At 25.2% G+C, this 13,359-nt stretch carries 13 protein-coding genes and 1 pseudogene; 1 reads left to right on the top strand and 13 read right to left on the bottom strand.

What is annotated here, in order from left to right:
* Positions 1-45: 45 nt before the first annotated feature.
* Positions 46-525, top strand: coding sequence for a GNAT family N-acetyltransferase (locus tag ACYQ1T_RS10595; RefSeq protein WP_459834611.1), 480 nt, complete (start codon positions 46-48; stop codon positions 523-525).
* 43 nt (positions 526-568) lie between these two features.
* Here the strand turns inward: ACYQ1T_RS10595 and ACYQ1T_RS10590 are convergent.
* From ACYQ1T_RS10590 to ACYQ1T_RS10530, 13 genes and pseudogenes are all read right to left on the bottom strand, one after another.
* Positions 569-736, bottom strand: a pseudogene (locus ACYQ1T_RS10590) (ribose-5-phosphate isomerase A); the annotation flags it as partial.
* Between the two features lie 127 nt (positions 737-863).
* Entirely contained in the window at positions 864-1,361 is a 498-nt protein-coding gene (locus ACYQ1T_RS10585; protein WP_459834610.1) for a P-loop NTPase family protein, read from the bottom strand.
* 1,193 nt (positions 1,362-2,554) lie between these two features.
* Positions 2,555-2,920, bottom strand: coding sequence for a hypothetical protein (locus tag ACYQ1T_RS10580; protein ID WP_459834609.1), 366 nt, complete (start codon positions 2,918-2,920; stop codon positions 2,555-2,557).
* Between the two features lie 266 nt (positions 2,921-3,186).
* The gene (locus tag ACYQ1T_RS10575; RefSeq protein WP_459834608.1) at positions 3,187-3,699 is read right to left on the bottom strand and encodes a GNAT family N-acetyltransferase; all 513 of its coding nucleotides are present in this window, start codon (positions 3,697-3,699) and stop codon (positions 3,187-3,189) included.
* A 412-nt stretch (positions 3,700-4,111) separates the two neighbouring features.
* A complete protein-coding gene (locus ACYQ1T_RS10570) occupies positions 4,112-4,345 on the bottom strand; it encodes a hypothetical protein (protein ID WP_459834607.1) in 234 nt (77 codons plus the stop codon).
* A gap of 340 nt (positions 4,346-4,685) precedes the next feature.
* The gene (locus ACYQ1T_RS10565) at positions 4,686-5,183 is read right to left on the bottom strand and encodes a GNAT family N-acetyltransferase (RefSeq protein ID WP_459834606.1); all 498 of its coding nucleotides are present in this window, start codon (positions 5,181-5,183) and stop codon (positions 4,686-4,688) included.
* Entirely contained in the window at positions 5,176-5,655 is a 480-nt protein-coding gene (locus tag ACYQ1T_RS10560) for a DUF2691 family protein (RefSeq protein ID WP_459834605.1), read from the bottom strand. Before ACYQ1T_RS10560 ends, ACYQ1T_RS10565 begins: the two co-directional genes overlap by 8 nt.
* A gap of 131 nt (positions 5,656-5,786) precedes the next feature.
* On the bottom strand, positions 5,787-7,148 hold the full coding sequence (locus ACYQ1T_RS10555; RefSeq protein WP_459834604.1) for a replicative DNA helicase: 1,362 nt from the start codon (positions 7,146-7,148) through the stop codon (positions 5,787-5,789).
* An 84-nt stretch (positions 7,149-7,232) separates the two neighbouring features.
* Entirely contained in the window at positions 7,233-8,066 is an 834-nt protein-coding gene (locus tag ACYQ1T_RS10550; RefSeq protein ID WP_459834603.1) for a helix-turn-helix domain-containing protein, read from the bottom strand.
* Positions 8,067-8,238: 172 nt separating this feature from the next.
* On the bottom strand, positions 8,239-8,907 hold the full coding sequence (trmB, locus tag ACYQ1T_RS10545; protein ID WP_459834602.1) for a tRNA (guanosine(46)-N7)-methyltransferase TrmB: 669 nt from the start codon (positions 8,905-8,907) through the stop codon (positions 8,239-8,241).
* Between the two features lie 475 nt (positions 8,908-9,382).
* Positions 9,383-10,162, bottom strand: coding sequence for a hypothetical protein (locus ACYQ1T_RS10540; RefSeq protein WP_459834601.1), 780 nt, complete (start codon positions 10,160-10,162; stop codon positions 9,383-9,385).
* 62 nt (positions 10,163-10,224) lie between these two features.
* Entirely contained in the window at positions 10,225-11,457 is a 1,233-nt protein-coding gene (locus ACYQ1T_RS10535) for a hypothetical protein (RefSeq protein WP_459834600.1), read from the bottom strand.
* Between the two features lie 203 nt (positions 11,458-11,660).
* Complete coding sequence (locus ACYQ1T_RS10530) at positions 11,661-13,202, bottom strand: hypothetical protein (RefSeq protein ID WP_459834599.1); 1,542 nt, start codon at positions 13,200-13,202, stop codon at positions 11,661-11,663.
* Positions 13,203-13,359: the final 157 nt, after the last annotated feature.

Genomic DNA, 13,359 nt, shown 5'->3' with positions numbered 1-13,359 from the left:
ATCTGTATCAAATATTGTCATTACGCAACATTAGGGGGAGTTTTTATGAATTTAAAAATAAGAGAAGCAATTGAAAATGATTATATTAATATTAGTAATCTTGTAAAAGAGATACATAAATTACATGTAAAGAATAGACCTGATATTTATTTAGAAGTTGATAATCCTTTGATGAGAGATAGATTTGAATTTTTATTGAATAGTACCAATATGAAATTATTTGTAATAGAAGATATTTGTAGCAACGAACTAATAGCGTATAGTATTGTTCAGATTATACAGCAAAATAATATTCATTTACTTGTACCATCTAAATTTGTTTATATAGATGATTTTTGTGTTAAATCAACTCATCAAAAGACTGGTGTTGGAAAATTGTTGTTCAATCATATACTAGATTATGCAAAATCAGAAAATATCTCCTCTATCCATTTAACTGTAAGTGAATTTAATAAAAATGCTATTAAGTTTTATGAATCATTAGGAATGTCCACAAGAAATAGAAGAATGGAACTTAACTTATAATTTTATCTCACAATGCTCTTTTTATAATTTTTGTGCCCTTATGATTATCATCCATAATCCATATAACTTCATGGGCTAAGCTAGCAACAATTTTTTCTCTAAATAATGCTCCACCACCACCTTTAATTGCATTAAAATCTTTATCTATTTCATCTACTCCATCAATACATAAGTCAATTTTCTCTATTTCGTCTATATCCACTAAAGGAATGTGTTTATCTACTAACTTAACTATACCTTTATGATTCTACTTAACCTAAAGGTTAATTTATTATTTCCCTATTAGTTTAAACTTTAAAATTAAATTACTTTAACTAAACTCACTAATAACTTGAAATTTATAATTGTATCTTGGAGAAATATTCTTGAGAATACTTTCTACTTTTAAATATAATAACATTTTTCATATCATACTTATTTAAAAGGTTCATTATAACTGGTCTATTTATAAAGTTGTAATTTTTCACAAATGTTATAAATTCTTCATCTTCTTCATCTTCTTCTTCAATCCATGGCATATCTGTACGTGCTTTACCTTTTCTCGATTTTATCCCCTCCAGACATACTTCTACTGGATAATCCAAGAAGAATACAGTATCACAAGCTTGCAATCGAAGTTCTATGGTTGAATCATAGTTCCCATCGATTATCCATGCTTCTTGAGAGATTATATCTTGCAATTTTTCTTTAAATATATCTTTTCTAACCACAGTTTTGTCAGTATTCCAATAGAGCATATCTAAATGAAATAAAGGTATTCCTGTTGCATTGTGTAGTTCTTTTGAAAATGTACTTTTACCACTGCCAGGGCATCCAATAACAATTATCTTTTTCATCCATAACTCCTTTTATTAATTAAAAATTATAAGATTTTTTTATATACTCAATTTATAAAACTCCTATTTTTCTACTAGTTTAACCCAAAAATTAAATTACTTTAACTAAACTGGAATTTATCAAGTAGTTCAAGCAATAATTTCTCTAAAGGAATTTATAGTGTAGTTCATAAAAATCAACTTTATAATATCCTTATAATTTATTAGTTAAGCATTGCTTTATCAATAAATTATCCTAATTTTTCTTTCCACTTGATATATCTATAAGTTTAATATTTCCATTATTCAAGATATTATCTACCAATTATTTCTTATGTATATTTTGTACCTAAATATGGTCTAATTCAAAAGTGATATTTTGTAAAACCGTAAAAGAAAAACTTTTTGAAAAAAACTTTCTATTAAATTTGTAATTAACTTTTTATCAATTTCATTATTAATTTTTATATTAATTTTAGAATTTATATATTATTCCTACAAATTTATTTGGTATAATAAAATCAAAATATAAGATATATATTTTAGCTAAGTGCATAGTTATTAAATATATTATTATAGAAATAAACCCTAAAGACATTAAAAGCCATTTAACATGTTTTAACTCTTTAAAAAGATTATTTTTATAAGAAACAAATTTTTTTCTATTCTATATCACTAGAAATTTTAAAAATATATAGCTGCCATACTTGTATAAAATCACAAATTTTTAATCTATTTATTTTATTTTTAATTTCTCCAATAGAAAATTTTATATCAAAAATATATTCTAATAACATTGAAATACAAGCCGAATCACAATGCCAATTCCAAAAAATAATTTTGATATTAAATAATCAATGTGAAAATAATTAGAATGAATACTTCCATATTGGATAGTTTTTTTATTTGCATTATAATTTATTATAGATTTTAATAATTTATAATGCTTATATTTTATAATAAAAATAAATTATACCAATTAGTCATAATTTATAAAATGTTATTTTATAATGATATAATTTAATAAAATATTATATAATAAGTGGTACTTGCAGTTATCTTTTAGAAAAATGTGTCCACAAAGCTAATCCATATAATGGAGGTTGCTATGGGTGTACTTGCTCTTAAAAACTATTATATTTAAAGAGTAGTTTACATCTTAAAATTAAATTTAATAATTATTTACAACTTACTATATAGTTAAACTTTATATTTTAATTTGATGTATATTGTTTTAAATATTCTATAATATCTTCTACATATCCTTCATTAAATTCTTTTTCACTTAATATATAATAATATTTTTTATTTATATTTTTAATATCTATTTTATCTTTTATATATGGAGAAATTAGAAGTAAATTTACCCCTTTTTTTATTATATTTTCACAATTATCATAACTATTATCAACTTCTACATTATAATCCATATTTTCTTCAATTAATTTTTCTTTTAGATTATCTTTCAATGATGTTGATAAAGTTTTTTTAAAAATATTAAGCCCTTTTCTATTTATTCCTACACGAGCACCTGGACTAATCCCTATATTTACTTTAGATATAATTATAATACTTCTCATAAATTAATCCTCCTAATTAAAATAAAATTATTTTTACATTTTTTTACAGACCATATCAATATTATGCCACATAATAGAACTTAATACTATATGTTATTTAAATTTGTATTCTCAAATATAACAATATCACATTGATATGGATGATTCATATATCACTAGGAAGTTTAAATTATTTCGTTAAATTCAACTTTAGTGAATAATAAAAGCCAAAGCTCTAGAGCTTTGGCTTTCGTCGCAATAATTTAATATTGTTCGTCAAATCCATTCTATAAATTAGAATTTATATACTTCCCATATATACACATATCATATATGTTTCCATTTTTAAAAACAGCATTTCTCATAATTCCTTCTAGCACAAAATCATTTTTTTCTAATACTCGTTGGGAAGCTATATTAGGTTTATATACTAATCCTGTTATTCTTACAATATCTAACTTATCAAATGCTATCTCGCAAATTTCTTTTACAGCTTTTGTCATTATTCCATTTGACCATTTTTCTGTTAATAATAAATATCCTATCTCAGCATCTTTGCATGATACATCACTCTTTCTTTCAACTGATATATTCCCTACATAATTTCCATCAACAATTATAGCTCTAAAAATACCCTCTTTACCTTCTTGCTCTCCAGTCATATTAATCCACCATGTAGCATCATCTTCTGTATATGGATATGGTATTCTATTGGATAAATATTCTCTATTTATTTCATTACATATTTTAGTTAATCTATTTTTATCTTCCACTTCCCACTTTTTTAATTTAAATTCCAAACTAATTCCCCCTTATAAATCCCTATTTATCTATATGGTATCAAAAGTACCGTTACTTCGCATTAAAATACGATTTTTCATAACACCTAATAATTTCCATAATTATACTGAATAATTATGGAAATTATTAGAGCTGTATACTATTAATTAATTTCGCTAAATGCACTTTTAACGCTAAGGGAAAAAATAACGATTTCAAGCCATTTGTAAGGTATAATATAATACAAAAATAGTAGTTAATTGTTTATACATACTAAACAAAAATAAAAAAAGATATCATTTACCCACTTAACTATTGTAGACTTGGCTATTTTATACTCCCATGCAATATCGGCTGTTGATTTACCACTCTGTTTAAGAGCTACTATTTGCTTTTTAAAATCTTCTGTATAATTTATTATAACCTATCCAATTATTCGCCACTAAGAACTCTCTTTAAAGCTGCATCTATAGTATCAGTATCATCTGGATATTTTATATACAATGCTGATGATTCTGTAACAGCAGCAGAGTATGATGTTTGAACCGACTGCTTAACCTTAGGATCATCAATAGAATTAATATAATCCTGTTGGCGCTGTTTAGCTTCTTTTATTAACTTATAATATTCTTCTTCAGTTAAGCTTTGCTTTACATCTTGCTGCATATTTTCCTTTATGGAATATTGAAGGCTGTCTAAACTGAACTTAGAAAGTTAATTATCTATATTGCAAGTGAATATAACATTATTTGATGACCCAAATGGTTTTGATTTTATATAGTCTATACATAAAATAATCTCCCCATAGATTTCTATTTTCCTCCTAGTTTAACCCCAAAATTAAATTGCTTTAACTAAATTCATCAACAACTTGGAATTTATTGAGTAGTTTATATTTTATAATTATCGTCGTTTATAAATCTCTGGATATAATAATTACTTTATTAATTATTTTAATATTTTTATTAATAATTATAATAAAGGCTTTAAGTTCAAAAACTAACCTTTAGCTCACTACATTATCTAAACAATAGTAAATTTTTTCATGATATTTTAATTTATATTTAAAACCACTTTTTTCAATTACCTTTTTAGATTGTATATTATTAGGAAAGTGAGAACATACAATAGAGCCAATCTGTTCATTATTAAATGAATACTGGATAATTTGTTCAATAGCTTCTACTGCTAGACCTTGTCCCCAAAACTCTTCTGATAAAACAAAACCTATTTCCTTGGATTCTTTACAAATATTATCTATAGGTGTATGTAACTCAATCCACCCTATTACTTTATTAAGTTCTTTAAATTCAATTGCCCATATTGTATTGACTTGTTCTTGAATAAACTTTTCTAAAATATCATTAGTCTCTTTAATATTTTCTTTAACTCTAAATCCAGCTAAATCAGCTACTTTTTTATTAGACATAATTTTATATAAATCATTTAAATCATATTTTGACCATTCTCTTAAAATTAATCGAGTACTTTCAAATTTATTCATTTCTTGTATTCACCTCTAATAAATCCTCTGATAATGGAAAGTTTTCTCTAAACCTCTGTACCAACTTTTCTTCCTTACTAATAAATAAAGTAAGTGTACTATCCCATGCAACTATTTCAATATTTGCATGGGGATGTTGAGTTTTAACTTCTTTATTCCAAAGATCACAATTTTCATCTGCATAAGGGAGTTTATATTTTAATATCTCCTCAATACTAATATCTTTTGAGAATCCTGATAAAATGCCCCAAATAAATTGAAAATCTTCTTTATTAATTATTTCTGTAAGTTCTTCTCCTGTAATCCAAAGATATTCTTTTGAAAATATATCTTTTATATTATTATCTTTGGGATAGCATATATAATCTGTAATTAACCAATTATATTTTATTTGTTCATTGTCTATTGCTTTAAATATCTTACTAAGATAAGTATGATATTTTTCACCTTTATTTAATATAGCACCCTTCATATTATACCTCATAAGTTTCTTATTAATATTTACTTTTAAATCTATTTAATTTTTTATAATTATCCTAATAATATTTCCTTTATTATAGTTTATTCAATTTGTAATTTCAAATTTTTGTAATTTAATTATTTTTACTTTCCTGATGTTTTAAAATTAATTCTATTTTCTATAAAATTTTCTATTCTTGAATATTCTCCAAACCAAGTTAATGCTTTGGTTCCTTTTTCTCCATGTCTATTTTTTAATATTATTGCATTTATACATTTGGGATTTACTTCTGCATTTTTTGATTTATAGCTTAATTTACTTTCCCTCATTAATTCATCTCTATATACTTTATTATCTAAATTTTTATTTCTATATAGTGCTATTAACTGGTCACTATCTTGCTCTATTCTTGCACTATCTTGAATATCGCTTTCTGATATTTTTTCACATAAGTTTTCTTTAATGCTTTTATCTACCAATCTATTTGCTTGAGCTAAAAGAACTACGCATATATCTTCCTTTAGTGCTAGGTCTTTTAGTTTTGATGTAACTTGTCCTATTTTTTCTGTTAATGATAATGCTTTTATTCCTCCTGTATATTTATTTACATAGTCTACAAAAACAACATCTAATGAATTTTTCATTTTATATAGTTTAATTTCTCTTATTAATAAATCTATATCTATTTCATTTGTAATATAGAAACTATTATTTACAAGAGTTGAAACATAGCTAGATATTTTATCCTTCTCCTCTTCACTAATATTGTTATTGATTATTTTTTTATATTCTATAAGACAATTTGATGCTGCCATTTTACTAAAGATTTCATTATTACTCATTTCACCACTTGCATATATAACCTTATGCTTGTCTTTAACCATATTAGCTGCAATTTGAAGTGCCATTGTACTTTTTCCAACTCCACTTCTTGCAAATATAGTTATTAATCTTCCTCTTTGAAAGTTTCCTAAAACTGAATCTATTTTTTCTAAACCACTTTTAAAGCCTCTATCTTTATTATCAAAATATAGCCAATTTAAATATTCATCATATTGATTTACTATATCTATATCCTTTTTCATTGATGATTTATATATTTCTTCTAGAGTATCCTCCACAGCCTTTGTCATTTTATCCACATCTCTTGAATTTAAAAGCTTTTTAGATATATCTTGCAGTTTTTTTCTTTTATATTTTTCTATTAAAAGCTCTAATTTGCTTTCAAAGCCCTCTTCTGTAACTGCACAAACTCCAATTTGACTTATATAAGCTATTCCCCCCATATCTTTTGTTACTTCTCTATATTTTTCCAGAAAATTAACAACATCTACTGTTATTCCATCATTAATCATTTTAACTATGCCTTCATAAATTGCTCTATGACCTTGTATTAAAAACATTTCAGGCTTTATTATATCCTTAGCAACTGTTACTAATGAATTATTTGAAAATATAAGACCTAATATTTCTTGCTCTATTATTACTTCTTGATTTGTAAACATATTAATTCCCCCCTAATCTATATAATCTTCTATTTCTAAAGCTTTATTATTCTTATGTTTACTTTTATAACTGCAATAACTACGCTACATATCTCCATTAGTTATAAATCTGCTTATTCCATTAGACTTGCTTATAAAGCTTTCAAAATCCCAAAGATAGTTATAATAAAAATCACTTTTATAAACTTCATGATAATTATCAATCCCCTTTATTATTTCTTTATATCCAAAGGTTTTAATAGCTTTATCTAATAAATCATTAATATTTTCATTGTAGCTATAATTATTAAAACTCTCCTTTGAATTCCAATAATTAATTAACTTATATATATTATTTATATATATTTTATTTTTATTATTTACTTTTATAGTATCTACGGGTGTAACATCTGAAGTTTCTATAATAGAACAACTTGAAGCTTTTGCTGTTCTATTTTCGAAATCCCTGAAGTTTCTATTTTCTTCTTTTACATCTACTTTCGTAACTTCTGATGTTTTTATTTTGGAACATCTGTTGTTATCATTTTCCTCATTACAGGCTATTTCCATACCTTCTGATGTTTCATTTTTAGAACAGGCTATCTCTTCTGATGTTTCACTTTCAATACCTATTGTATTTGTATTTTTAGTGTAAAACCTCTCTAATAAATAATCCTTTATAAAATAATAATGATTTGCTCTTCCTGTAGATTTGACATTTATATAATTTTTCTCCTGTAAGCTTTTTATAATTTTAGATATTTTAATCCTTCTTTTTGTATTACAAATCTTCATAAGCTGTATATAAGTTGGATAAACTACCCCACTTTTAGAATGATCAAATTGCTTTAAAGCTATTAATAAAAACTTTTCTTCAAGAGTTAAATTTTCATCACAAATAATTTTATTGCTTATAACTGTATATCCATTCTCCAACATGTATTTTCTCCTTTTAATTTAATAAAAATTACTTTCATATATTAAATACACAGAAGTCTGAATTTTTAATAAAAATTTTTTTAAATTTTTTATTATTTATTTTTAAACATAAAAAAAAGACATCTTGTGAATGTCTTTAAATATTATTCCTAATAACCTTTTTTATATTATCTTATTCATGTAATCCACACCTTGTAGCTATTAAGAATTTTATTTTTATTCCCATTTCTGTGAACATCTTTTCATGTTCCGTCTCAACATTTCCTTCAAAATCGCTATTATGTAAATCATAAGTAATATATTTTATTTTAAATCCGCTTTCTTTAAAATATTCTAATGATTCTTCAAATAATGGATCATCATCTGTCTTAAAATATATTTCACCTGAATCCTTTAAGAATGTTTTATAGCTTTCTAATTGCTTTGTATGAGTTAATCTTCTTTTCTTATGTCTTTCTTTTGGCCATGGATTACAGAAGTTAATGTATATTCTATCTATTTTATCTCCATCACCTAGCATATCTTTTATTATTTCTATTTCTTGTGCCATTAATTTTATATTATCTAAAGAAACTTCCTTTTCTGCATATGCTTTTTCTATATTTCTTTTAGCTAAAACAAGAACCTCATCTTTAATATCTATAGCTATATAATTTTTATCTTTATTTTCTGATCCGTGAACTGCAACAAAAGTACCTTTACCACAACCAAGCTCTAAATATATAGGTTTATCATTTCCAAAGGATTCCTTCCATTTCCCTTTATTTTCACTTGGATTTATTATAAAAAAATCACAACTTTCTAATTCTGGTCTAGCCCATGGTTTTTTTCTTAATCTCATGCTTATTCACTCCATTTATTTAAATTCATAAATTATTATACAGATTTATCTCTATAGTATCAAATTTATTTTTCCTCTAACCTTTAATATAACTTCTTTATATTTGTCCATATCAATTCCTCCATCAAATTCAAATTTAAATTACCCAACCTTAAATTGAAATTTATCTAACTATTTAATATAAAATAAGAACAGTATGGAGTGCCATTATCTCCAATTAACTTTTCACTAGATAATGAAAATCCTATTTTTTCTAATGCATTTATTCTTTTAGTTGCTTTGGCTATGGCTTTTGTAGCTATCTTATTAAATTATATTTCCCCCCTTTCAAATTACTAATTTACCTTTCATTTTAAATTTATTACTTATGATACTCTATTTTCAGATGAAAAAATATCCTTAACCAAGTTATAGCTATAAACCTCATTTACTTGTTCTACGGTTCTCCGTATCGGTAATAAGTGAGGTTTTTTTATTATTTTAATACCTCTATTAAATCTTGTAATTCTGTATATGGAATAGTTGATAACTCCATTAAATTATATAATATAGCACCCATGCCTTGAACTCTGATATCAGCTGGAACAATATATGGCATTTCTAATATAACACTACCATTTCCACCAACAAGTCCAATATTATATAATTCAAGTGTATCTTGTAATACAGATATTAAAATATATCCACTTACACCTCCATTAGTATAGCTTTCTTTTTTTAACATCTTAATTGGTAACTGCTGATTTATTGCAAATACATTTATTAATTTTATTTGTCTATATGTTAACCTTTTTGTTATGCTTAATAATTGATTAGCTTGGTCTCTACTTATAGTTTTATCGAATGCAATGTTTGCTACTAGATTACCATAATACTTTAGCTTTTTTTCTTCATGTTCTCTTTGAGCTGAAAACATCATACCTTCTACAATTTCATCTGCTGTTGACCTATTAGTATCGTCATTATCAAAAAATCCATCATCTCTTAACTTCTTGCCATTCTTTATATTTTCATCTATTTTCTCTAATGTATATGTAGCAGTTGCTCCTATTTTATTATTTTCTCTTTTTGACAACACTCGATTTTTTATTTCTGAACCTAACTTTGAAAATACTTTTCCTACGGCTTTTCCTCCTGCTATTCCAATCATAGCTCCTGCTGGTCCTGCAACTACTCCACCTAGCACTGCACCAGTAGTAGCTCCTGTTATCTCTGAACCTGACTCTATTAAAAATTCAATCATTTCATCTTTCATAAATATATTTTCCTCCTCACTCATAACCACTTTATATATACTCTCACAACTAATCTAATCACTTAAAATTCTGAACAACTTTTCAATATATTTTGAGCAATTAACTTAAGCAATGGTATTTCTTTCGCAATAATATCATCACTTTCTTCTGGAATTGCTAAGTAGTCATCTGTATCTCCCTTTACGTGAGCTATTGCACATCTATAATAATAAATTCTTTCTGATAATTTACTAATAACTTTTTCATCTGATTTAGCTAAATCAATTTTAATTTTATCGTTTAAACAATTCGTATATTGTTCAATCCTCCCCGTACTATCACTAATCCATTCTCTTATTATTGCAATATCCATACCTCTGATTAAAGTCAGTTTCAAAGATTCTCTTTCACTTAATGAATTTACATATTTTTTTAAAATACCTTTTAGTTCTTTATGATTTATTTCATTACTTCCTATGTAATTACCAGATTGTATTTGCTCTAATAATCTGTAATTTTGAGTACGATTAAAAAAATATTCTAAAACTTGATAATAGCTTAAATATTTCATTCTTATATCTTCTGTTGCTATACCATTATTAAAATACATTAATGGCTCTGATTCATATTCATTTTCTTGGATATTTAGATTGTATACGGTATCAACACCTATATCTCTCAATTGTTTATCTAATTTTACTACCTTAAAATTTAAACCTAACTCTATAGAGCACTTTAATAATACTTCTTTAACTTCGTGTTCTATTTGTTTTATAGATAAGTGATTAGTATCTATTAATTGTATAGACATTAACTCCTCATGCTGTGGCATAGTATGAATTACCGCTCCGCTTTCATCCTGAAAAATAAAATAATCATATAAAACTGCCCAAATTAAATCACTTTTCATTCCTATACAACCAAATGCTTTATCTCCATTATATAAATTTATTGCTCCAAAATCTAAATAATCAAACCCTTTAATTATTTTCTTTTTTGTTTCAATATCACTTGCTACTATTAAACATTCATAATAATTAGCAATCCTAATAGCATTATTCCCTACTTTAAAAAAGGCATTATAAAACAAAGGAGAACATATACCCTGTAGTTCCCTCCAATCATCTCCATCATCAAGATTATTTACTGCTTTCTTAAACATTTCAATTTGTAGTATTAGCATATCTTTACTTAATCCATCTATTGTAATATCTTTACCTGCAATATTTACACTTTTTATCTCGTCTATTGATAAATGCTGAACCCACTCCTTTAAATCATGAATTTTTACATGTCTATCCCCATAAATTGACACAAATTCCCCCTCCTATAGTTTAACTTATAAATCCATTTTTCTATATATAACTAATAAAATTATATCATAAAATATCTCACTTACAATATAGTATTTCCATGTATAAAAACAACCTTAGGCAAGTTATATCAATGCCTAAGGCTAAAACCTCATTTACTTATGATACGGTTCACCGTTCATAACTAAAATGATAAAATTCATCACTAATCTTCATCAATTGAAATCTCGTTTTTTAATGATTTATACCATATTTCTTTTGTTAAAATATTATTCCTATTTCTATCTACAGGAATAATATTTAATCCTTTTGTACTATTTAATCTTAATTTTTTCTGAAAATGGCTTTTTATAGCCTTTTTATTATATGATTCTCCTTGAACATAATGCAATATAGTTATTGTTTTACCAAAATCCTCTATCAATTCTCTAAACATACCATTTATATGTCCATCATCAGAATTAAAAGCAAATCCACAAACACATACAATATCAGCATCCTTAAATCTATGAAATAATTCAACATACCTTTCAGACATTTTTACTGATGTTAATGGTTTTATTCCACTTTGTGTAAATAAAAATGGAACAACTATATGTTTTTTTTCTTCATTTTCTTTAATTGTTACTATTTTATTTAAATATGGATCATAATAATCATTTACACATCCATTTAAGTAGAAAACATCTTTACATATTATTTCTTCAATAAAAGAATTATAATTTGTTGTTCCAATTGCTGTTATTTCAAATTCATCTTCAACTTGAAGTATGTCATGATAATATCCATTTCCTTTTTCTATCTTACTTCTACTTTGATCTGCCATTGAAGAAATATATCGTCTTACAGTATGCAGGAATATTACTATTTTGCTAAATTTACCCCAATCAGTTTTAGGATTATAGATATATCTCCAATTAATATCTATTAATGTTTGATAATCTAACGCCCTAGAAAATATATCTTCTAATATAAGTAATCCAAATCTAATCATAATTTTTTCATTATCATTTAGTTTAGTTATATCAACTTCCTCATAATCTATAAGAAGTTCTAATCCTCTCATACCTGTATTTTTATAATCCAATGTAAATATAGCACCTAAATCATCAAATAAATCTATTGTATCAGGGCTTTTCTCAAAAATACCATCATTAAGTCTATGTATAAGTTCTTCCCCTAATGATCCAATTAATAATTCAAGAATTGCTCTTGTAATATTTCTAATATTCCTTTTAAATTCATAACTTGCTTCTTCTAACTGTATGCCCCTTAAAAACACTGAAAAATAATCTGTTGAAAACAATGAATTAAAATCATTTCCTAATAAATTATTTAATTTTATCTCTTTTCCATAATTAAATTCTCCAACTGATACCTCTAAAATTTCTTCAATAACCTTATCTATGTCTACACCATCTTTTTCTAACTTGTCTACAATATCTGAAACATTTTTATCAAATTCCTTTAAATAACTTAGTATAGCATCCCTTTTATTTTCTAGACTTCCTTTTACAATTGAGTCATATTGACCTTTTGTAAAAGCAGTTAATTTTTTACTGTCAAAGTCATCTGGTAACCATTTTGCATATGTTGATTGTTGATCAACATTATTTAATTGTTGCTTTAAAATTTCCTTATCTTTTGCAGTATTCATTCTAAATATATCTAAAGCAAATTTTCCTCCTGACGGAAGCCCATATGAGCATTCTGCACCAGCCCCAAAAAAGAACGAAATTTTTTCCATATAACATCCCTCACCTTAATTTAGTTTGATAAATATTCATCAACTACAATAAATGATTCTCCTAATTTATTTAATTCTAATAATAATCTATATTTAGCCACCTCTCCACAGTCCTCATAAGGTCGTATAGATGGCAAATTTTCTATATATTCCTGTA

The sequence above is a fragment of the Clostridium carnis genome, assembly GCF_054657435.1.
The sequence above is the reverse complement of the archived record's forward strand: the minus strand, read 5'-3'. Positions and strand labels throughout refer to the sequence as shown.